This window comes from Modestobacter altitudinis (assembly GCF_005930475.1).
GTDB lineage: Bacteria > Actinomycetota > Actinomycetes > Mycobacteriales > Geodermatophilaceae > Modestobacter > Modestobacter altitudinis.
This window is the reverse complement of the sequence record NZ_SJEW01000003.1, coordinates 149,226-170,171: the sequence shown is the minus strand read 5'-3', so window position 1 is coordinate 170,171 and position 20,946 is coordinate 149,226. Positions and strand designations below refer to the sequence as shown.

Annotated in this window: 23 protein-coding genes; 10 read left to right on the top strand and 13 right to left on the bottom strand. The window is 74.0% G+C overall.

What is annotated here, in order from left to right:
• The 3 genes from FHL79_RS02520 to FHL79_RS02510 all read right to left on the bottom strand — a co-directional run.
• A partial coding sequence (locus FHL79_RS02520) for a beta-keto acid cleavage family enzyme (protein ID WP_138757042.1) occupies positions 1-859 on the bottom strand: 859 nt, incomplete at its 3' end.
• Between the two features lie 76 nt (positions 860-935).
• Positions 936-2,060 (bottom strand): CAF17-like 4Fe-4S cluster assembly/insertion protein YgfZ, encoded by a 1,125-nt coding sequence (gene ygfZ / locus FHL79_RS02515; RefSeq protein ID WP_171057967.1) that lies wholly within the window; start codon positions 2,058-2,060, stop codon positions 936-938.
• Positions 2,057-2,509, bottom strand: coding sequence for a Fur family transcriptional regulator (locus tag FHL79_RS02510; protein WP_138757041.1), 453 nt, complete (start codon positions 2,507-2,509; stop codon positions 2,057-2,059). Before FHL79_RS02510 ends, ygfZ begins: the two co-directional genes overlap by 4 nt.
• 40 nt (positions 2,510-2,549) lie before the next feature.
• On the opposite strand from FHL79_RS02510, the gene FHL79_RS02505 reads away from it, so the two are divergent.
• The 3 genes from FHL79_RS02505 to FHL79_RS02495 all read left to right on the top strand — a co-directional run bounded on the left by FHL79_RS02505 (position 2,550) and on the right by FHL79_RS02495 (position 5,854).
• A complete protein-coding gene (locus tag FHL79_RS02505; protein WP_138757040.1) occupies positions 2,550-3,398 on the top strand; it encodes an aminotransferase class IV in 849 nt (282 codons plus the stop codon).
• A gap of 70 nt (positions 3,399-3,468) precedes the next feature.
• The gene (gene nhaA / locus FHL79_RS02500) at positions 3,469-4,797 is read left to right on the top strand and encodes a Na+/H+ antiporter NhaA (RefSeq protein ID WP_138757039.1); all 1,329 of its coding nucleotides are present in this window, start codon (positions 3,469-3,471) and stop codon (positions 4,795-4,797) included.
• Positions 4,798-5,131: 334 nt separating this feature from the next.
• Positions 5,132-5,854, top strand: a complete 723-nt coding sequence (locus tag FHL79_RS02495) for a hypothetical protein (protein WP_138757038.1) — start codon at positions 5,132-5,134, stop codon at positions 5,852-5,854.
• A gap of 80 nt (positions 5,855-5,934) precedes the next feature.
• Here the strand turns inward: FHL79_RS02495 and FHL79_RS02490 are convergent, their stop codons facing one another.
• From FHL79_RS02490 to FHL79_RS02480, 4 genes are read right to left on the bottom strand one after another with little or no spacing between them, the layout of a single operon-like run.
• Positions 5,935-7,641 carry a DUF885 domain-containing protein gene (locus tag FHL79_RS02490; protein WP_246080259.1) on the bottom strand — a complete coding sequence of 569 codons (1,707 nt, stop codon included), beginning with the start codon at positions 7,639-7,641 and terminating at the stop codon, positions 5,935-5,937.
• A gap of 5 nt (positions 7,642-7,646) precedes the next feature.
• Positions 7,647-8,219 carry a heme-binding beta-barrel domain-containing protein gene (locus FHL79_RS02485; RefSeq protein ID WP_138757036.1) on the bottom strand — a complete coding sequence of 191 codons (573 nt, stop codon included), beginning with the start codon at positions 8,217-8,219 and terminating at the stop codon, positions 7,647-7,649.
• Complete coding sequence (locus FHL79_RS26070) at positions 8,216-8,341, bottom strand: hypothetical protein (RefSeq protein WP_281283847.1); 126 nt, start codon at positions 8,339-8,341, stop codon at positions 8,216-8,218. The genes FHL79_RS02485 and FHL79_RS26070 overlap by 4 nt, the downstream gene beginning before the upstream one ends.
• Before the next feature lie 21 nt (positions 8,342-8,362).
• Positions 8,363-9,295 (bottom strand): NAD-dependent epimerase/dehydratase family protein, encoded by a 933-nt coding sequence (locus tag FHL79_RS02480; protein WP_138757035.1) that lies wholly within the window; start codon positions 9,293-9,295, stop codon positions 8,363-8,365.
• Positions 9,296-9,421: 126 nt separating this feature from the next.
• On the opposite strand from FHL79_RS02480, the gene FHL79_RS02475 reads away from it, so the two are divergent.
• On the top strand, positions 9,422-10,123 hold the full coding sequence (locus FHL79_RS02475) for a TetR/AcrR family transcriptional regulator (RefSeq protein ID WP_138757034.1): 702 nt from the start codon (positions 9,422-9,424) through the stop codon (positions 10,121-10,123).
• Here FHL79_RS02475 and FHL79_RS02470 read toward each other — a convergent pair whose 3' ends face one another.
• From FHL79_RS02470 to FHL79_RS02445, 6 genes are all read right to left on the bottom strand, one after another.
• Positions 10,124-11,299 (bottom strand): EAL domain-containing protein, encoded by a 1,176-nt coding sequence (locus FHL79_RS02470; protein ID WP_138757033.1) that lies wholly within the window; start codon positions 11,297-11,299, stop codon positions 10,124-10,126.
• 114 nt (positions 11,300-11,413) lie between these two features.
• Positions 11,414-11,707, bottom strand: coding sequence for a DUF1416 domain-containing protein (locus tag FHL79_RS02465; protein WP_138757032.1), 294 nt, complete (start codon positions 11,705-11,707; stop codon positions 11,414-11,416).
• A 1-nt stretch (position 11,708) separates the two neighbouring features.
• Positions 11,709-12,542: a sulfurtransferase gene (locus FHL79_RS02460; RefSeq protein ID WP_138757031.1), complete on the bottom strand. Its 834-nt coding sequence runs from the start codon at positions 12,540-12,542 to the stop codon at positions 11,709-11,711.
• A 260-nt stretch (positions 12,543-12,802) separates the two neighbouring features.
• On the bottom strand, positions 12,803-13,150 hold the full coding sequence (locus FHL79_RS02455; protein ID WP_138757030.1) for a thioredoxin family protein: 348 nt from the start codon (positions 13,148-13,150) through the stop codon (positions 12,803-12,805).
• 35 nt (positions 13,151-13,185) lie between these two features.
• The gene (locus tag FHL79_RS02450) at positions 13,186-13,896 is read right to left on the bottom strand and encodes an LmeA family phospholipid-binding protein (protein WP_138757029.1); all 711 of its coding nucleotides are present in this window, start codon (positions 13,894-13,896) and stop codon (positions 13,186-13,188) included.
• Positions 13,893-14,714, bottom strand: coding sequence for a hypothetical protein (locus FHL79_RS02445; protein ID WP_138757028.1), 822 nt, complete (start codon positions 14,712-14,714; stop codon positions 13,893-13,895). The genes FHL79_RS02450 and FHL79_RS02445 overlap by 4 nt, the downstream gene beginning before the upstream one ends.
• 220 nt (positions 14,715-14,934) lie before the next feature.
• Between FHL79_RS02445 and FHL79_RS02440 the strand changes: the two genes are divergently transcribed.
• The 6 genes from FHL79_RS02440 (at position 14,935) to pstB (ending at position 20,910) form a co-directional block, all read left to right on the top strand.
• On the top strand, positions 14,935-15,663 hold the full coding sequence (locus FHL79_RS02440; protein ID WP_138757027.1) for a winged helix-turn-helix transcriptional regulator: 729 nt from the start codon (positions 14,935-14,937) through the stop codon (positions 15,661-15,663).
• Between the two features lie 10 nt (positions 15,664-15,673).
• Positions 15,674-16,615 (top strand): mycothiol synthase, encoded by a 942-nt coding sequence (gene mshD, locus FHL79_RS02435; protein ID WP_138757026.1) that lies wholly within the window; start codon positions 15,674-15,676, stop codon positions 16,613-16,615.
• Positions 16,616-16,860: 245 nt separating this feature from the next.
• Positions 16,861-17,952 carry a phosphate ABC transporter substrate-binding protein PstS gene (gene pstS / locus FHL79_RS02430; protein ID WP_246080257.1) on the top strand — a complete coding sequence of 364 codons (1,092 nt, stop codon included), beginning with the start codon at positions 16,861-16,863 and terminating at the stop codon, positions 17,950-17,952.
• Positions 17,953-18,055: 103 nt separating this feature from the next.
• Positions 18,056-19,027, top strand: a complete 972-nt coding sequence (pstC, locus tag FHL79_RS02425) for a phosphate ABC transporter permease subunit PstC (protein WP_138757024.1) — start codon at positions 18,056-18,058, stop codon at positions 19,025-19,027.
• Entirely contained in the window at positions 19,027-20,106 is a 1,080-nt protein-coding gene (gene pstA, locus FHL79_RS02420; RefSeq protein ID WP_171057966.1) for a phosphate ABC transporter permease PstA, read from the top strand. Before pstC ends, pstA begins: the two co-directional genes overlap by 1 nt.
• 24 nt (positions 20,107-20,130) lie before the next feature.
• The gene (gene pstB / locus FHL79_RS02415) at positions 20,131-20,910 is read left to right on the top strand and encodes a phosphate ABC transporter ATP-binding protein PstB (RefSeq protein ID WP_138757023.1); all 780 of its coding nucleotides are present in this window, start codon (positions 20,131-20,133) and stop codon (positions 20,908-20,910) included.
• Positions 20,911-20,946 lie beyond the last annotated feature (36 nt).

Genomic DNA, 20,946 nt, shown 5'->3' with positions numbered 1-20,946 from the left:
GTGATCGGGCGGGCTGGGCGGCCGTACCAACTGCCCCAGCGGGGATGCCCAGCAGCTGCCGGGCCTGGGGCGGGGTGAGCGGCGGACGCTGGGCGATCCGGGCGAGCCCGGCCGCCCGGGCCACCAACTGGGCGTTGTCGCGCACCGGCTCGTCGGGCGCGTACGTGAGCGTGTCCTCCATGCCGACCCGCAGGTGCCCGCCGGCCGACAGCGCGGCGAGCATCACGGGCAGGGACGTCCGGCCGACACCGGTCGCGGCGAAGGTGGCGCCCGGGGGCAGTGCGGGCAGGCAGGCGGCCAGCGCGGCCGTCGAGCCGGGCATGCCGCCGGGGACGCCCATCACCAGGTCGACGTGCACGTGCCCGCCGTGCGGCAGGCCGTGCCGGTCGAGCAGGCGGGTGAGCGTGGCGAGCTGGCCGAGGTCGAAGACCTCGTACTCCGGGACGATCCCCCGCTGCTGCATCCGGGTGTGCAGCTCGACGATGAGGTCCCACGGGTTGTAGAAGACGTCGCGACCGAAGTTCACCGTGCCCAGCGAGAGCGAGGCCGCGTCCGGCGCGGCGTCCAGCACCGCCAGCCGGGCGTCGGCCGGGTCGGTGACGGCACCACCGGTCGACAGCTGGACGACCAGGTCCGTCGTCTCCCGGACGGCGGTGACCACCTCGCGCACCCGCGGCAGGTCCAGCGTGGGGCGGGTGTCGGTGCCGCGGACGTGCAGGTGCAGCACGGCGGCGCCGAGGGCCTGGCAGTCCCGGGCGGTGGCCACCACCTCCTCGACGGTGACCGGCAGCGCGGGGACGTCCTCCTTCGCCGACTCGGCCCCGGTCGGGGCGAGCGTGACGAGGGTGCCGGAACTCACGCTTGCCCGCCTCGACTCCGCAACCGCTCCGCTCCTCACTCGCTGGCGCTCGCTGCGATGCTCACGAACGCGTCGTCTAGGAACGCATCGTCGCAGACCGGACTGCCTTGACCCGGTCACGGGCGGCCGCCACGGCCGCGTCGGGCTCCGGCGCGGTGTCCTCGGCGTCGATGGCGGCCACCGCCTCACCGACCTTGAGCGGCGTCCCGGCGGCCACCGACTGCTTGACCAGCGCCAGCGCGATCACGCCCAGCTCGTGGTGGCGGACGGCGGTGCCCAGCCGGCCGACCTCCCGCTCACCCGAGGTCACCGGCGTACCGGGCGCGGGCAGCGTCTCGCTCATCCCGTCCAGGTGCAGCAGCACCAGCCGCCGCGGCGGGCGACCGAGGTTGTGCACCCGGGCGACGGTCTCCTGGCCGCGGTAGCAGCCCTTCTCCAGGTGGACGGCGGTGCGCAGCCACTCCAGCTCGTTGGGGATGGTGCGGTGGTCGGAGTCCACCCCGGCCCGCGGGCGGCGGGCCTCGACCCGCAGCGCCTCGTGGGCGTCCAGCCCGGCGAGCACCGCACCGGCGGCAAGCAGGGCGTCGGCGCGGGCGGCCAGCTCGACACGGGGCACGAGCAGGTCGACGACGGACGCCGTCCCGTCGCCGATCGGCGGCATCCGGCGCACCCAGCCGCCGCCGTCCAGGGGGGCGACCGCGTACGGCTCCCGCGGCACCGGCCAGCCGGCGGCGGCGAGGACGGCGTCGCCCTGCGGACCGACCAGCGACAGCAGCGCCCAGGCGTCGGTGACCAGCTCGGGGTCGACCCGCAGCATGAACCGCATCCGCTGCAGGAACTGGACCAGCGCAGCGCCGGTCCCCGGCTCGACGTCACCCCACGTCGTCCCGGCCAGCTCGGTGAGGACGACGTGGTGCTCGACGTGGCCGTGCGGGGAGAGGACGAGCGCCTCGGAGCCGGTGGCGTCGCCGAGCCGCTCGAGGTGCTGGCTGGTGAGCGAGTGCAGCCAGCTCAGCCGGTCCGCGCCGGGGACGACGAGCACGTCGCGATCGCTGCGGTCGACCAGCCCGGCGCCCTCCGCCAGCCGGCGCTGCTCGGGCAGCGGCTCGCCGTAGTGCGCCGCGACGGTGCCGCCGTCGGCCAGGTCGAGAGCGACGGCGCCGGGGCGGTGCAACAGGGGAGAGCTCAGGCCTCGGCTCATGGGTGGTCCTCCTTCTCCGAGCAGGCGCGACAGGTGCCGGACAGCGCCACGTGGCCCACGTCCACGGTGAAACCCAGCTCGGCGGCCAGACGTTCCGCCGCACCGTCGAGCAGGGCCGGGTCGGCCGAGCTGATCTGACCGCAGGACTGGCAGACGACGTGCAGGTGCGGGTGCTGGGCCGCGTGGTAGACCGGCGCCCCCTTGCCCAGGTGGGTGTGCCACACCAGACCGAGCCGCTCCAGCAACTCGAGGGTGCGGTAGACGGTGGAGGTGTCCGGCGCGGCGCCGCCGGGGCCGGCCTCCTCGCGGAGCCGGGCGTGGATCTCCTCCGGCGTGCCGTGCTCGAGGGCAGCGACCGTCGCCAGCACCCGCTGGCGCTGGCTGGTCAGCCGCAACCCACGGGCCCGCAGCTGAGCCGCGAGCGGCGGCGCGCTCTCCGGTCCGGACACGGTGCCGAGCCTAGATCGCCGGTACGGCAGGGTGGTGGCCGTGACGGCTCTGCGGCGGGTGGCCCTCTGGACCGACGGCACGGCCCGGGCGGTCGGTCCCGACGAGCCGGTGGTGACCGCCTTCGACCAGGGCCTGGGCCGCGGCGACGGGGTCTTCGAGTCGGTCCTGGTCACCGGCCGTCGGACCCCGCACCTGGACGCCCACCTCGCCCGGTTGCGCCGCTCGGCGCAGCTGCTCGGGCTGAGCCACCCCGGCGACGACGCGGTACGGGCCCTGGTCGCGGCGACGACCGCGGACTGGCCGGCCGACGTGGACGGCGCCTGCCGGGTCTTCCTGACCCGCGGCCTCGGTGAGGGCGCTCCGCCGACGCTGCTGGCCCTGCTGGCCGCCGTCCCGGCCGAGACGCTGCGCCAGCGCAAGACGGGCATCGCCGTCATGACGCTGTCCCTCGGCATCCCCGCGGACTTCCGGGCGACCGCGCCGTGGCTGCTGGGCGGGGCGAAGACGCTGTCCTACGCGGTGAACATGGCCGCCCAGCGGCACGCCCACGCTCACCGAGCGGACGACGTCGTCTTCACCTCGCTGGAGGGCCGGCTGCTCGAGGGCCCCACCTCGACCGTCGTGTGGGCGGCCGACGGCCGGCTGCACACCCCGCCGGTGGACACCGGGATCCTCGCCGGCACGACCCAGGCCCGGCTGTTCGAGCGCGCCGAGGCCGCCGGCTGGCCGACCGCGGTCACCCCCGGCACGGTCAGCGACCTGCAGGACGCCGACGCCGTCTGGCTGCTCTCCGGCATCCGCGGCGCCGCGCGGGTGACCCGGCTGGACGGCGTGCAGCGCGGGGACGCGGGGCTGTCCGAGCGGGTGCGTGAGCTGCTCGCCCGGTAACGTGGCGACCGGTGCGCCGGGAAGTCTGGTCGGCAACTCCTGACCCGACCCCGCACCCCGGAGCCGCCCCGTGACCTCCTCCCCCGCCCGCCTGTTCAGCCGTGGTTCGTACCCCGAGGCGACACGCATCGCCGAGGTGCTCCGGAGGGAGACGGTCGGCGGGGTCCTGCTCATGGTCGGCGCGCTGGTCGCGCTGGTGTGGGCCAACTCGCCGTGGTCGGCGGCCTACGAGTCGCTGCGCGACCTGGAGGTCGGCCCCCACCTCGACCTCGGGCCGGTCCCGCTGCACCTGGACCTGACGCTGGGCACCTGGGCGGCCGACGGCCTGCTGGCCGTCTTCTTCTTCGTGGTCGGGCTCGAGCTCAAGCGGGAGTTCGTCGCCGGCGACCTGCGCGAGCCACGGCGCGCGGTGCTGCCGGTGGCGGCCGCGGTCGGCGGGATGATCGTTCCCGCGGCGCTGTTCACCCTGGTCAACCTGCGGACGGGCGATGGTGCGCTGTCCGGCTGGGCCATCCCCACCGCGACCGACATCGCCTTCGCCCTCGCCGTCCTCGCGGTGATCAGCACCCACCTGCCGACCGCGCTGCGCACCTTCCTGCTCACCCTCGCCGTCGTCGACGACCTGCTGGCGATCACCGTGATCGCCGTCTTCTACACCTCGTCCCTGGCCGTCACGCCCCTGCTGCTGGCTCTCCTCCCGCTGGCCGCCTTCGGGGTCCTGGTGCAGAAGCGGATCCGCTCCTGGTGGTTGCTCGTCCCGCTCGCGGTGGTCACCTGGGTGCTCATGCACGAATCGGGGGTGCACGCCACCGTCGCCGGCGTGCTGCTGGCCTTCACCGTGCCGGTGGTGCGCAGCCAGGCCGCGGGCGGGCCGGACGCCGGGCCGGGCCTCGCCGAGCACCTCGAGCACCGCCTCCGTCCGCTGTCCGCCGGCTTCGCCGTCCCCGTCTTCGCCTTCTTCGCCGCCGGGGTCACGATCGGCGGGTTCTCCGGTCTCGGCGCGTCGCTGTCGGACCCGGTCGCGATCGGCATCGTCGTCGGCCTGGTGGCCGGCAAGACGATCGGCATCACCGCCGCCACCTGGCTGGTGTCCCGGTTCACCCGCGCCCAGCTCGACGAGTCGCTCGGCTGGCCCGACGTGATCGGGCTCGCGATGCTCGCCGGGATCGGCTTCACCGTCTCGCTGCTGATCGGCGCACTGGCCTACGGCGAGGGCTCGGTACGCGACGAGCACGTCAAGGTCGGCGTCCTGGTGGGCACGCTCACCGCTGCCCTGCTGGCCTCGGTGCTGCTCCGCATCCGCGACCGCCGGTACCGCCTCATCGCCGAGCAGGAGACCCGGGACGCCGACGCCGACGGCGTTCCGGACGTCTACCAGCGGCCGTCCGCTGAGGGCTGAAAAAGCGCGTTGCCGACCTCCCGATCGCGTCGTACCGTCGAGGTACACGAGAGAGGAGGTGGTCCCTGAATTGAGTACTCTCAGGACACGTGAGGTGGCTGTCCGCTAGCCGCCGTCCAGATGGGCCGCCCGTTCAGACGCTGTGGAAGAGCCACCGCAACTGAGCGACGGCATCCCGCCCGTCCGTCGAACGGCGGCGAGCGAGAACCGGACAGTCACCCGACCCCCGGGCTGCCGACATTGTCCAGTCGGCCCGTGTGCAGCTCCCCACTACGGTGGGTACAGCGCCGCGGAGCAGCCCGGGGGTTGTCCGTTGTCTGGGGGTGGTGACGCCGTGCAGTTCGCCGGACGCTCCGTCGCCCTGGACACCTCCGCCGGCATCTGGTTGGCCGAGTCCGCGCAGAGCGCGAAGCCCGACACCGTCGCCGCGCTCGTCCCGGCGTCCTTCGAGGCCGTCGCCCGGGTGTTCCACCCCGCCGTCCGCTACGTCGGGGACGACGACGTCGAGGTCCCCTGGGCCTCCGTCGCCGCGGCCAACGGCACGACCCCGCACCCGCTCATGCAGTGGGGCTCGGTGACCGGGTCGATGGAGTACTTCGAGAACGACGACCAGTCCCCGCTCTGGCACGGTGCCCCGGCGCGCGGCCACCTGCCCGCCCCGGTCGCCGAGCGCCTGGTCCAGGTGCTCACCGGCTGGACGACGACCCCTGACGTCTGCTGGTTCGCCGTGGCCGAGGGGGGCGCGGTGATCACCGACCACCCGACGCTCAGCCTGCCGCGCTGCGAGTACTGGCTGATCAACGGCCCGATCGGGCTCGCCTCGGCGAACATGGCCGCCGAGCCCTTCGAGCAGAGCGCGAACCTGTGGTGGCCGGCCGACCGGGCCTGGTGCGTGGCCACCGACGTCGACCTGGTGAGCAGCTACGTCGCCGGCAGCGCCGCCTGCATCGCCGAGGTGCTCGCCCGCCCGGACCTCGAGGCCTCCCCCGTCGAGTTCACCCAGCGGATCACCTGGGACGCCGACCAGGTCAACCCGCCCCCCGCCGACGCCCCCTGAGGGCAGGGCCATGTTGGCCAACATGGCCCCTCCCGGCCGACGGTCACGTCGGCACGGACGGCCATGTTGGCCAACATGGCCTACAGCTGAGCGAGCTCCGCGGCCAGGTCGTCGAGGCCCAGGCTGCCCTGCGACAGCGCCGCCATGTGCCAGGCCTTGAGGTCGAAGTCCTCGCCCCGCGCCTGCTGCGCCGCCGCCCGGCCCTCCAGCCAGGCCCGCTCCCCCAGCTTGTAGCTGATCGCCTGCCCGGGCATGCCGAGGTAGCGGACCAGCTCGCTGTCGAGGAAGGCGGCGTCCCGGCCGCAGTTCTCGCCGAAGAAGGCCCGGGCCAGCTCCGGCGTCCAGGGCTGCCCGCGGTGCTCGGCGACCGCGCCCTCGGCGTCGTCGGGGATCGGCAGCTCCAGGTGCATCCCGATGTCCACGACCACCCGGACGGCGCGCATCTGCTGGGCGTCCAGGTAGCCCAGCCGCGCGCCGGGGTCGGTCAGGAAGCCCAGCTCGTCCATCAGCCGCTCGGCGTAGAGCGCCCAGCCCTCGACGTTCGCCCCCACCGAGCCGAGCGAGGTCTGGTAGGACGACAGGTCCTGCGAGACGTAGGCCCACTGGGCCAGCTGCAGGTGGTGGCCCGGGACGCCCTCGTGGTACCAGGTCGACACCAGGTCCCACAGCGGGAAGCGGTCCTGGCCGAGCGTCGGCAGCCAGGTGCGGCCCGGGCGGGAGAAGTCCTGCGCCGGGCGGGTGTAGTACGGCGCCGCCGCGCTGCCGGGCGGGGCGATCATCGCCTCGACGGTGCGGACCGGCCCGGCGATGTCGAAGTGCACGCCGTCCAGGGCCTCGATCGCCTCGTCCATCATCGCCTGCAGCCGCACCCGGATCGCCTCGACGCCCTCGACGGCCTCGCCGTGCTCCTTGAGCCAGCGCATCGCCTCCATCGGGGTGGCCCCGGGCAGCACCTTCTCCGCCTCGGTGCGCTGCTCGGCCAGGATCCGCTGGTGCTCGCCCCAGCCCCACGCGTAGGCGTCCTCCAGCCCGGTGCCGGCACCCAGGTCCGAGCCGTTCCAGGACCGGGCGTAGCGGGCGTACCGGTCCCGGCCGACCGCGTCCGGCGTCCCCGCCGTCTGCGGCCCGTAGACGTCGCGCAGGAAGTCGCGGACCTCGGCGACCGCGGCGTCGGCGGCAGCCGCCGCCTCGTCCAACTCGGTCCGCAGCTCGGCCGGGCCGGCGGCGACCACCCCGGCGAAGTACGGCCCGGCCAGCCACTCGTCCAGCTGACCGACGACGGTGTGCACCTGCCGCGGGGCGGCGAGGAGCCCTCGCTCGGCGCCCGCGGTCAGCGTCTCGGTGTAGCCGCGGTAGGCGATCGGCACGCGCGCCAGCCGCCGGCCCAGCACGGCCCAGTCCTCGACCGAGCCGGTGGGCATCATCGAGAACACCTGGCGGATCGAGTGCACCGGGGAGAACAGGTTGGAGACCTGCCGCAGGTCCTCCCCCGCCTCGTGCAGCTCGAGGGCCGCGGTGAGCCGCTCGCGCAGCAGCCGGGCGCAACGCCGCTCGACCGGGTCGTCGTCCAGCGTGGGGTCGGCGGCCAGCACCCGCTCCAGCCCGTCGAGGGTGCGGCGGAGCAGCTCGGCCTCGGCCTCGAGGCCGGCCGGGGTGGTGTCGGGCAGCCGGTCGTCACCGGGGCGGGTGCCCAGCGAGGTGGCGACGATCGGGTCGAGGTCGCAGACGGCCTCGACGTAGGCGTCGGCCACCTGGCGGGGGGTTCGGGGCTGTGCGGGAGCGCTCACGGAGGTCAGCGGATCCTCTCGAGTCGGGCGGACATGGTGGGCTGGAGCGGCTGGTCGCCGGGAGCCCGGTCGATCGCGTAGAGCAACGCCCCCTCGACGATGCCGTAGAGCCGCTTGGCCCGGCTGGTGTCGGGGTGGTCGGGAGTGCGGGCCAGCACGTCGGTGTCGAGCTCCCAGCTCGTCGTCGTCCGGGCCGTGCCGACGTAGATCTCCACCAGCCCGGCCGGGGAGCTGACCAGCAGCTGCACCTCGTCCTCGCCCTGCGGGCGGAGGAACCCGGACTCCCGCTGGTCGGGGCCGAGCACCCGGCCGTCGTCGGAGAGCCGCCAGGTGCGCGACTCGTAGCTCAGGAAGCCCCGGCCGTCATGGGCGAAGCGCACCCACTGGCCGAAGCGGTGGTCACCCTCGGCGCCCGCGGCCTGCCCCTCGCCGTGCCACTCGCCCAGCAGCGGCAGCACCGACAGCAGCTCGTGCGCGACCTCGGGCCCCTCGCGGACGTCGACCGTGTCGACCACCGGCAGATCGGTCGGTCCGGCGACCGGCCCGGTGGGCAGCCCCGGCGGCACCGGCGCCGTCATCGGACCTGCCCCGGACGACCGGGGACGACATCGCGGCGCGCGAGCCGCCACGCCGAGGCGCCGAGCCCCAGCGCGACGACCGTGGTGAGGGTGACGAGCACCCAGGCAGAGACCAGACCCATGCCCTCACGGTATCCGCGCCGTCAGACCGCGGTGGCCGCTGCCCCGACGGTGGCGCGGACGACGTCGTCCCAGGGGGTCGGCTGCAGGCCGAGGACCTCCGTGGTCTCGGTGCCGTCGATGACGAACGGCTGGTCCCACTGGTGCCGGATCGCCACGACCTCACGCATCTGGGGCTGGATCAGCCCGATCGCCCGCAGGACCGGCCAGGGTAGGCCGCTCACCCGGGCCGGCGGCGCACCGGCGGCCGCCGCCAGGTCGGTGAGCGCCTGGCGCTGCGACCGGGGCGGGGTGGTGGGCACGTGCCAGGCCCGCCCCTCGGCGCGCGGGTCGGTGCCCAGCGTGACCAGCGTCGCGGCGACGTCCGGGACGTAGGACCAGCTGTGCGGGGCGCCCGGGTCGCCGACGACCCAGGCGCGCCGGCCACGCCGCAGCGTGGGCAGCTGCCGGATGAGGTGGGACTGCCCTGGCGGCACCGTGGGTCCGACGAAGTCCGACGCCCGGGCCTCGGTCACCCGGACCCTCCCCGCCGCGCGGGCAGCCAGCGCGTCGGTCCACATCCGGGCGCGGAGCCGGCCCTTGACGTCGGTGGCAGCCAACGGGTGGTCGGCGGTCATCGGACCACTGGGCCGGCCGTAGACGTAGAGGTTGCCCATGACCACCAGGAGGGCACCGCTGCGCTCCGCAGCCCCGAGCAGCGCGGCGGCGATCGGCGGCCAGTCCTGGGTCCACCGGTCGTAGGCCGGCGGGTTGACCGCGTTGTAGACGACGTCGGCGCGGCCGATCGCCGCCGCGAGGGCCACGGAGTCCGCCGCGTCGACGGCGGCGTGCCGCACCTGCTCGGTGCTCCGCCCACCGCTGCGGGACAGCACCAGCACCTCGTGCCCGCGCTCGGCCAGCAGCTGCGCCGTCGCCGACCCCACCGGGCCCTTGCCCACCACCACGTGACGCGCCATGTCGCGCTCCTCCAGCTCGGGAGAGCAGTGCTCTCGGATGAGGCCGAGCGCGCTCCCCCGACGATCGACTGTCAAGAGCACTGCTCGCGTTTGCGTGCAGTGCTCTCGCTATGACAGGGTGGCGGGGTGCCACCGACGACCGCACGGGAACGCGCCCGCGCCGAACTGACCGCTGAGATCACCGAGCTGGCCCGGGCCCAGCTGGCCATCGTCGGCGCCGCGGGGCTCTCGCTGCGTGCCGTCGCCCGCGAGCTCGGCATGGCGTCCTCGGCCGTGTACCGCTACTTCCCGAGCCGCGACGAACTGCTGACCCGGCTGATCATCGACGGCTACGACGCGCTGGGCGCCGCCGCCGAGCGGGCCGACGACCCGACGGCCGCCCCGCGCGAGCGCTGGCTGGCCGTCTGCCGCGCCGTCCGAGCGTGGGCCCGAGCCCATCCGCATGAGTACGCGCTGCTCTACGGCTCCCCGGTGCCCGGCTACTCCGCGCCGCGGGACACCGTGCGCGCGGCCACCCGGGTGGCCGCAGTCCTCGGCGGGGTCCTCGGCGACGCGGCCCGGGCGGGCCTGCTGCCCCCCGCCGACGGCACGGCAACGGGCCTGGTCACCGCGGAGGTGGCGCCGGTGCTCGGCGGCGACCACCCGGCCCTCGACGACCGCGTCCGGGCCCGCGGGCTGCTGGCCTGGAGCTCGTTGTTCGGCGCCGTGAGCTTCGAGCTCTTCGGGCACTTCACCGGCGCGGTCGCCGACCCCGACGCCTTCTTCGACGACGCGGTGCGCGACCTGGCCGGCCTGGTCGGCCTGGAGGCCGGGGTCAGGAGGACGTGATCAGGACGCCGTGGCGCGGTCGCCCTTCGCCTCGGCGAGCCGGCTGAGGATGCGCTCGACCCGGACGATGCCGGCGACGGCGCCGACGTGGTCCACGCAGACCACCGGGTCGAAACGGCAGGACTCGGGTCGGGCGACCACCCGGCGGGCGACCTCAGCCACCCCGGCGGAGGCGGGCACCCGCAGGCTGACCGGCGCCACCCGGTGGCCGGGCTGGTCGTCGGCGCGGCGGGCGGGGAGCAGCAGGGCCACCGGGTGCCGGTGCTGGTCGACCCGCACCCCGATCCGGTCGTCGGGCAGCGGGCCCTCGCCCTCCACCACGACCTCCTCCAGCAGGCTGACGACGTTCTCCACCAGGCGGGCCTTCGAGCTCCGCACCCGCAGCCGGTCGGCGACGGCGGGGTCCAGCTTCGACCACGGCGGCGCCGGGCGGCCCAGCAGGTACCCCTGGCCCAGCGGCACCCCCAGCCGCAGGAAGGCGTCCATCTCGGCCCAGGTCTCCACGCCCTCGGCCAGCAACCACGCGTCGATCCGGCCACCGAACTCACCGAGCAGCTCGGCGAGGGCGAGCTTGACCTCGTCGGTGTCGGCGCCGGCCACCAGCGCCCGGTCCAGCTTGATCATCTGCGGGCGGAACTGGGTGAGCTGCTGCAGCCCCGAGTAGCCGGAGCCGGCGTCGTCCAGCGCCACCAGCGCGCCGCGGTCCAGCAGGGCGTCCTTGAGGTCGACGAGCGGACGCAGGTCGGCGACGTCCTGGTGCTCGGTCAGCTCGATGACCAGGGGTGCCAGGTCACCGGCCGCCAGCAGTGGGCCGGACAGGGCCGGGTGGGTGAGCAGGTGCGGGCTGACGTTGACGGTCAGGAAGCAGTTCGGCGGCAGGTCGTGGCGTAGCGCCAGGCACCGCTCGACGACGATGGCCTCGAGCTCGGCCCCGACGCCGTGCCGGTCGGCGGCCGCGAACCACAGGTCAGGGGTGTGCGGGCTCGGCGCGCCGGTCGGGTCGGTGAACCGCGCCAGGCTCTCGTACCCGGCGATCACACCGCGGTGCAGGTCGACGATCGGCTGGAAGACCGTGTGCAGGGCGGTCGGTCGGGCCAGCACCCGGGCCAGCTCGGCCGGCGACACCGCGGCCGGGCCGGCGTCGGTCGCGGACGGACCGGCTGCGAGGTTCTCCACACAGCTCCATCGGCGGCGGGCCGCGGCCCGCACACCTCGGGGCACCCGCTCCTCCCTCGCGCGGGTGGGCACGCAGCAGGGCCCGCCTCCCCGGTGGGGAGGCGGGCCCTCACGTCATGCGATCGCGAGCGTCGTCTCGTTGAGGCCGACGTCCGCGGCCACGCTGCGCTCGGCGCGGCCGATCGGCGAGAGCGACCGCAGCGTCCAGGTCCCCGGCGCGGCGAAGAAGCGGAACTCGCCCTCCGGGCTGGTGACCACCTCGGCGGTGAACTCGTCGGTGGCGTCCAGCAGCCGCACGTAGGCACCGGCCACCGGCGTCCCGTCGTGCCAGACCGAGCCCTGGATCACCGTCTGGGTGGTCAGGTCGATCCCGGCCAGCGTGCCGCCCTGGGCGGGGGCGCCGCACACGTCAGGCGCCCTTCGCGATCGGGACGCCGACCAGGGAGCCGTACTCGGTCCACGAGCCGTCGTAGTTCTTCACGTTCTCGTGCCCGAGCAGCTCGCGGAGCACGAACCAGGTGTGGCTCGAGCGCTCCCCGATGCGGCAGTAGGCGATGGTGTCCTTGCCCTCGTCCAGGCCGGCCTCGGCGTACAGCTTCGCGAGCTCCTCGTCGCTCTTGAAGGTGCCGTCCTCGTTGGCCGCCTTGCTCCACGGCACGTTGACCGCCGAGGGGATGTGGCCGGCGCGCTGGGCGCCCTCCTGCGGCAGGTGCGCCGGGGCGGTGAGCTTGCCGGCGAACTCGTCGGGGCTGCGCACGTCGACCAGGTTCGTGGTGCCGATCGCGGCGACGACCTCGTCGCGGAAGGCACGGATCGAGACGTCGGGCTCGGCGGCGGAGTACTGGGTGGTCGGGCGCTCGACGACGTCGGAGGACAGCGGTCGGCTGTCCAGCTCCCACTTCTTGCGGCCGCCGTCGATCAGCTTGACGTCGCGGTGGCCGTAGACCTTGAAGTACCAGTACGCGTAGGCGGCGAACCAGTTGTTGTTGCCGCCGTAGAGCACGACGGTGTCGTCGTTGCTGATGCCCTTGGCCGACAGCAGCGCGCTGAAGCCCTCGCGGTCGACGAAGTCACGCGCCTCGGGGTCCTGCAGGTCGGTCTTCCAGTCCAGCTTGACCGCGCCCTCGATGTGGCCCTTGTCGTAGGCGCTGGTGTCCTCGTCGACCTCGACGAGGACGATGCCGGGTTGGCCGAGGTGCTCGGTGGCCCAGTCGGCGGTGACGAGCACGTCGTTGCGGCTCATGGGGTGGCTCTCCTTGTGGGGGATGGGGTCGCACGGTGCGGGCGGTCCTCGCCCGCTGAACGATCAGGCGCGGTTAGCGCCGGGGCGGCAGCGCCGGCTGCGGCAGGCCATCAGGCGAGGGGCCTCCGGACGGCGGTCAGGGCGCGTCTGGACGAGCGGGGCTCGTCCTCAGGAGGCGGGACACAGGCAGCTGCCGACGCGGCACAGGTCGACTGTGCGGCGCGAGGTCAGCAGGATGCCCACGGCGCGAGGGTAGCTGATCACGACGACACCCCCGTGTGGGCGTCCACCAGGGCGGCCAGCTCGTCCGGTCGCGGGGCCCCGCTGCTGCGCCCGATCACGGTGCCGCTGCGGTCGAGGTAGAACAGCGTCGGGGTGCTCCGGACGTCCAGCGCCCGCACCGCCTCGAGGTGGCTCTCGGCGTCCACGTGCAGGTGGGCCAGGCCGGGCCGGGTGGTCTGCAGCTGCTGCAGGCGGGCCCGGGTCGCGCGGCACGGCCCGCAGAAGGCGGTGGAGAACTGCACGACGGTGAGGTCGGCGTCCTCGGGCCGCGCACCGAGCGCCTGCAGCACCGCGACCTCGCCGACGAGAGCTCCGGTCGTGTCCACGCCTGCGGCAACCGCGTCGCGGCGGCGGTTGTTCCTCAGCCGGACAGCACGGCGTCCCGGGCCTGCACCCGGACGTCGACGCCACCGGCGGCGGGCTGCACGCTGGTCAGCTGCAGACCGAAGGGCAGCGCGGGCACCCGGTACCGGAAGTCGAGCAGGTCGTCGGCGGCCTCGAGCACGGAGTCCGGCACGTCGACCGCACCGGCCGACGCGTCGTGCACGTCGATGACCACGTCCTGCCCGTCCAGGGTGACCGTGCCCGCCGCCGTCACGGTGAACCCGATGCCGAGCACCTTCACGCTCTTGGTCAACTGGAGGCCGTCCCCGTCCTGGGTGAGCGTCGTGTCGCCGCCGAGCTGCTCGGCCAGCAGCGCGTAGGACAGCGTCGCCGTCCCGTCGACCCGGTCCACCGGGATCTGCTGCACCGAGCCGGACAGCGCGTCGGACAGCGGCACGTGCACGCCCTGCAGCGAGACGTCGGCGCGGGTGCCCGCCGGCTGGCCGAGCTCCTCGGCGGTGAGGTGGATCCGGACGTCGGAGTACCGACCGGAGACCGCCTGGGTGAGGAAGGGGAACCCGGCGATGTCGACCTCGGGCGTGCCGGCCAGCTGCCCGCGGTCGGCCAGCTGCTCGGCGACCCGGTCCTCGGCGATGCCCACCCCGACCCGGTCGACGACGACCAGGACCCCGAGCACCACCCCGAGGAGCACCAGCACCGCGGCCAGGCACCCGATCCGGCGGCTCATCGGGTGCCGTACAGGGTCAGCGCGTAGGCGAGGGGTGCTGCCGCGGCGAGCGGCAGCACCGCCTGCACGACGGGCAGGGCCCAGCCCCCGCGCGCCCGCTCGGCCACGACGTAGGAGGCGCCCAGCCCCGTCAGCGCGGCGACGCCGCCGAGCGCGGCGCCCCGGACGGCCGCCGAGATCCCGTCGGTCAGCGTGTCGCCGTCCCGGCGCAACCAGGCCACCGCCACCGCCGCGACCACGGCGAGCAGCAGGCCGAGCAACCCGCGCGGCACCTCGGGGGTGATCTGCGGCCGGGGCAGGACCAGGTCGACGAGGTGCCCGACCAGGAGGGCGGCGCCGACCGCGAGCAGCACGGTGACCAGGGCCTGCTCACCGTCGTCGAGCCGGCCGAGGCCCAGCAGCACCGCCAGCGCGCACACCGAGCTGAGCAGCAGGACGACGCCGGCCAGCGACGCGACCAGGTACAGCCGAGGGGCCGGCCGGAGCATCTGGTGGACGACGGCGGCGAGGAACCCGAGCCCCAGCACCGCCAGCAGCCCGTCCAGCTGCGGGCGGTCCGGCAGCAGCAGGGCGGCGTCGGCACCGGCGGCGACCGCCACGCCGAGGCCGATCGAGCCGAGGAGGCCGCGGATCCCGACCGCCACCACCCACGCCGCGACGAGCGCCAGCTGCAGGAGCACGACGGCCACCAGCCGGCCCGGCTCGCCCAGGGCGACCGACAGCGCGGCGGCGCCCCCGGCGGTCAGCACCACCAGACCGGCCGCCGGCAGGTGGTGGGTCCGCGAGGACAGCTCGTGCTCCAGCGCGGCGGGGGTCACCCCTCGATCGTCCCAGAGGTCACCGGCACGGCGGCGCTGGCGGCTCCGACGTGTCGCCGGGTGGGCGCCAGGGCGACCGGCCGCACGCCGTGACCGGCGAGGACCCCGGACGTGCGCTGCGTCACCACGTGGGTCGGAGGTGGGCACACGTCCGCTATCCTGCACTCTCACCCCGACAGCGCCGTCGACGGCCTGGGTCCCCACCCGGTGAGGAGACGACATGCGGCTCGTGCTCATGACCTCGGCGCGTCAGGCGACCACGGAGGTCCTCCCCGCCCTGGGGTTGCTGGCCCACCAGGTGCGCGTCGTGGCACCCGAGCTGTCCAGCCTGCTCGACGGTGACGCCGGTGACGTCGTCCTCGTCGACGCCCGGCACGACCTCGTGTCGGCCCGCACGCTCTGCTCGCTGCTCGCCTCCACCGGGGTCGCCGCCTCTCTGGTCGCCGTCCTCGCCGAGGGCGGCCTCGTCGCGCTGTCGGCCGACTGGGGCGTGGACGACGTCGTGCTCGACACCGCCGGCCCCGCCGAGGTCGACGCCCGGCTGAAGTGGGCCGCCGCACGCCGGCTGGCCGCGGCCACCCCGGCCGACGGCGGCGACGGCGGCGTGACCAAGGCCGGCGAGCTGGTCATCGACGAGCACAGCTACTCCGCGAAGCTCCGCGGCCGGCCGCTGGACCTCACCTACAAGGAGTTCGAGCTCCTCAAGTACCTCGCCCAGCACCCCGGCCGGGTCTTCTCCCGCGCCCAGCTGCTGCAGGAGATCTGGGGCTACGACTACTTCGGCGGCACCCGCACCGTCGACGTCCACGTCCGCCGGCTGCGCGCCAAGCTCGGCACCGAGCACGAGGCGCTGATCGGCACCGTCCGCAACGTCGGCTACAAGCTGGACCAGCAGGTCGCCGACGCCACGGCCGCCGCGAGCGTTCCCGCCGGCGACAGCCTGTCCTGAGACCGGTCCGCTGAGCGCCCCCACCGACCCGGTCTCCGTCGAGGTCACCGACCGGCTGCCCGCGGCCGCCGTCGCCGAGGTCCGCGACCTGCTGGCCGCGGCGCTGGCCGCCGACGGCGTGCGGCCGGTCTCGGAGGAGTCCGAGCTGCGCCTGCAGCACGGCGGCCCGCCCGGCGGCTCCGACGTCACCGCCCGGAGCGCCGACGGCACCCTGCTGGGGTACGCCCGGCTGGAGCTGCCGGCCGGTGAGCCGGAGGCCGAGGCGGAGCTGGTCGTCGCCCCCGCCGCCCGTCGCCGGGGTGTCGGGACGGCAGTGCTCGCCCGGGTCGAGGAGCTCGCCGGCACCCGGCCGCTGGCCACCTGGGCACACGGCCAGCTGCCCGGCTCCACCGAGCTCGCCACCGGCCGGGGCTACACCCGCGCCCGGGTGCTGCTGCAGATGCGCCGCCCGCTCGACGGCGTGGACCCCGACCCGCACCCGGTGCTGCCGGCCGGGGTCACCGTGGCGACCTTCCGGCCGGGCACCGACGAGGACGCCTGGCTGCAGGTCAACGCCCGCGCCTTCGCCCACCACCCCGAGCAGGGCCGCTGGACCCGCGCGGACCTGGAGCTGCGCGAGGCCGAGCCGTGGTTCGACCCGGGCGGGTTCTTCCTCGCCTGGCGCGAGAGGCGGCTGTTGGGCTCGCACTGGACCAAGGTGCATCCGGCCGGCGAGGCCGGCGACCAGCCGATCGGCGAGGTCTACGTCCTCGGCATCGACCCCGACGCCCAGGGCATGAAGCTGGGTCGCGCCCTGACCGACCTGGGCCTGGCGCACCTGCGGGCGCGCGGGCTGTCGCACGTCCTCCTCTACGTCGAGGAGGACAACACCGCCGCCGTCTCGCTGTACGAGCGCAGCGGATTCACCCGGTACACGATCGACGTCTCCTGGCGGCGCACACCCGCTCGCTGAGCCACCGGACGCACCGCTGTGCCCTCACGGCGCGCGGTGGTTCACCCGTTGGACGGACAGCGTCCGCCGGGATGTGACCGAGAGCTCCGACTGCGTTCACCCCTCGTTCACCGAGCCACATGGATCCGTCCACCTGGCCTGCCTAGCGTCGCTGTCGTTGCATTCCTCTGCCCGGCTACGACGTCCGGGCACACCAGTCGAAAGGCACTGAGTTGAAGCTCAGCACCACGACGCGCGCCGCGGCAGTGTCCGCGTCGTTCGCTGCCGTCCTCGCCACCGCCGCGTGCGGCGCCTCCAACGAGGACACCGGCAGCAGCGACTCCGGCAGCGCCGGCGGCGGCAGCTCCGCCGCCGAGCTCAGCGGCGACCTGGTCGGCGCGGGCTCCAGCGCGCAGCAGGCGGCCATGACCGCCTGGCAGGCCGGCTTCAACACCGCGCAGCCCGGCGTCACCTTCAGCTACGACCCGGCCGGCTCGGGCGCCGGTCGAGACCAGTTCATCGCGGGCGGTGTCGACTTCGCCGGCTCCGACGCCGCGCTGGACGACGAGGAGCTCGCCGGGGCCACCGAGGTCTGCGGCGACGCCGGCGTCTTCGAGCTGCCGAACTACATCTCCGCGATCGCCGTGGTCTACAACCTCGACGGCGTCGACGACCTGAACCTGGCGCCCGCGACCGTGGCCGGCATCTTCAACGGGTCGATCACCACCTGGAACGACCCGGCGATCGCCGCGGACAACCCGGACGCCACGCTGCCCAGCACCGCGATCTCCCCGGTGCACCGCGGCGACGACTCGGGCACCACCACCAACTTCACCGACTACCTCTCCAAGGCCGCCGGTGACGTGTGGACCTACGAGCCCGACGGCGAGTGGCCGCTGCAGAGCGGTGAGGCCGCCAACGGCACCTCGGGTGTCATCGACGCGGTGACCAACGGCGCCGGCACCATCGGCTACGCCGACGAGAGCCAGGCCGGCGACCTGGGCATCGCCGCCATCGGTGTCGGCTCGGAGTTCGTCGCCCCGTCGCCGGAGGCCGCCGCGGCGGTCGTCGCCAACTCCGAGACGGTCCCGGGCCGGGGCGAGTACGACCTCGCCGTCGAGGTGAACCGCGCGACGACGTCGGCCGACGAGTACCCGATCGTGCTGGTCAGCTACCACATCGGCTGCGTCCAGTACGAGGACCAGGCCAAGGCCGACGCGGTCAAGGCCTTCGAGCAGTACGTCATCAGTGAGGACGGGCAGCAGGCCGCGGCCGACGCCGCGGGCAGCTCCCCCATCACCGACGAGGCGCGCACGGCGGCCCAGACCGTCGTGGACGCCATCACGGTCCGCGGCTGACCCACGGTCCGCTGCGGGACGGCGGCCCGGGGAGTCCTCGCGACACCTCGGGCCGCCGTCCCGCGTCAACCGCCCACCCACAGCACGGACCACGGAGCCACCGGTGACCACCACCAGCGCACCCCCCTCCTCTCCCCCGCAGCGCAGGGAACCCGCCGCGCAGAAGCGCAAGGGCCGCTTCGGTGACCGCCTCTTCGCCGGCGCGTCCACCGGCTCCGGCATCCTGATCCTGCTGGTCCTCGCCGGCGTCGCGGTCTTCCTGATCAGCAGGTCGATCCCGGCCCTGACCGCGGACACGGCGGACCTCCCCAACGAGGAGGGGCTCGGCGCCTACATCGGCCCGCTGATCTTCGGCACGCTGCTGGCAGCGGTCATCGCGCTGGTCGTCGCCACGCCGCTGGCGGTGGGGATCGCGCTGTACATCACCCACTACGCGCCCCGCCGGCTCGCCGCCCTGATGGGCTACGTCATGGACCTGCTCGCCGCGATCCCCAGCGTCGTCTACGGCTTCTGGGGGATCGCCACGCTGGCCCCGGCGCTGGTCCCCTTCTACGGCTGGCTGGAGCGGAACCTCGGGTTCATCCCGCTGTTCTCCGGGCCGGCGTCGGTGACCGGCCGGACGATGCTCACCGTCGGCCTCGTGCTCGCGGTGATGATCCTGCCGATCATCTCGGCGATCTCCCGTGAGGTCTTCAGCCAGGCCCCGGCGCTGCACCGCGAGGCGGCCCTCGCCCTGGGCGCCACCCGCTGGGAGATGATCAGGATGTCGGTGCTGCCCTACGGCAAGTCCGGTGTCATCGGCGGGGCGATGCTCGGCCTGGGCCGCGCGCTGGGCGAGACGCTCGCCGTGGCGATCGTGCTGTCCGCGTCCGGCGTGGTCACCTTCGACCTGATCAGCAGCACCAACCCCTCGACCATCGCGGCGAACATCGCCCTGCAGTTCCCGGAGTCCTCCGGCCTCAACGTGAACGTCCTGATCGCCAGCGGCCTGGCGCTGTTCGTGATCACCCTCGCGGTCAACATGCTGGCCCGCTGGGTCGTCAACCGGCGCGCCGACTTCTCCGGAGCGAACTGATGAGCACCCAGACCCCCGTCCGCCCCGTCGAGTCCGCACAGGGGCCCGTCGAGGTCCACCGCCGGCTGCCCCGCTTCGCGCCCTCCGGCCTGTACGTGGCCGGGATCGTCGTCGGCGCCCTGCTCGCCGCGCTCACCACGGGCGGCTTCAACATCGCGCTGACCGTCGTCTACGGCGCGGTGCTGGGCACGCTGGCCGTCTGGCTCACCTCCCGGGCCGTCGAGGGCCGGCGCAAGGCCAGCGACCGGCTGGTCACCTGCCTGGTCACCACGGCCTTCGTCATCGCGCTGGTCCCGCTGGTGTCGCTGGTCTACACCGTCCTGGACAAGGGCCTCGAGCGGTTCGACAGCGAGTTCTTCAACTCGTCGATGCTCGGTGTCGTCGGTGAGGGCGGTGGCGCCTACCACGCCATCCTCGGCACCTTGATCGTCACCGCGCTGACGACCGTCATCTCGGTGCCGATCGGCCTGATGACCGCGATCTACCTGGTGGAGTACGGGTCGGGCCGGCTGAAGAAGGCGATCACCTTCCTCGTCGACGTGATGACCGGCATCCCCTCGATCGTCGCGGGCCTCTTCGCGTTCGCGCTGTTCTCGATCTTCTTCGGGCCGGGCATCCGGCTGGGGGTCATGGGTGCCGTCGCGCTGTCGGTGCTGATGATCCCGGTGGTCGTGCGCTCGGCCGAGGAGGTGCTGAAGCTGGTGCCCAACGAACTGCGCGAGGCCAGCTACGCCCTGGGCGTCTCGAAGTGGCGGACGATCGTCAAGGTGGTGCTGCGCACCTCGATCGCGGGGCTGGGCACCGGCATCACGCTCGCCATCGCCCGGGTCATCGGTGAGACCGCACCGCTGCTGGTCACCACCGGCCTCATCACCAGCACCAACATGAACCCGTTCGACGGACGGATGACCACGCTGCCGGTGTACGCCTTCTACCAGCTCACCCAGCCGGGCTTCCCCGCGGAGCCGGCGATCGCGCGGGCATGGACCGCCGCACTCGTCCTCATCATCCTGGTCATGGCGCTCAACATCGTCGCCCGCCTGATCAGCCGCTTCTTCGCCCCCAAGACCGGTCGCTGACCGGACCGACCCGGAGGACCCCCTGTGGCCAAGCGCATCGACGTCAGTGACCTGGACATCTACTACAGCAGCTTCCTCGCCGTCCAGGGCGTGAACGTCTCCATCGAGCCGCGGAGCATCACCGCGCTCATCGGCCCCTCGGGCTGCGGCAAGTCGACCTTCCTGCGGTCGCTGAACCGCATGCACGAGGTCATCCCCGGTGCCCGGGTGGAGGGCAAGGTCGTCATCGACGGCCAGGACCTCTACGGCGCCGAGGTCGACCCCGTTGACGTCCGCCGCCAGATCGGCATGGTCTTCCAGCGGCCCAACCCGTTCCCGACCATGTCGATCTACGACAACGTGATCGCCGGCGTCCGGCTCAACAGCACCCGGATGAAGAAGTCCGACATGGACGACCTGGTGGAGCGCTCGCTGAAGGGCGCCAACCTGTGGGCCGAGGTGAAGGACCGGCTCAACCGGCCCGGCTCCGGCCTGTCCGGTGGGCAGCAGCAGCGTCTGTGCATCGCCCGCGCCATCGCGGTGGAGCCCGAGGTGCTGCTGATGGACGAGCCCTGCTCGGCCCTGGACCCCATCTCCACGCTGGCCATCGAGGACCTGATGACCGAGCTCAAGGAGCGCTTCACCATCGTCATCGTCACGCACAACATGCAGCAGGCGGCCCGGGTCAGCACCGCCACCGGGTTCTTCAACCTCAGCGGCGTGGGGCAGCCCGGCCGCCTGGTCGAGTTCAACCCGACCGAGAAGATCTTCAGCAACCCGGAGGAGAAGGCGACGGAGGACTACATCTCCGGCCGCTTCGGCTGACGAAGGGCCCCGGTGCTCCCCACCGCTCGCGAGCTC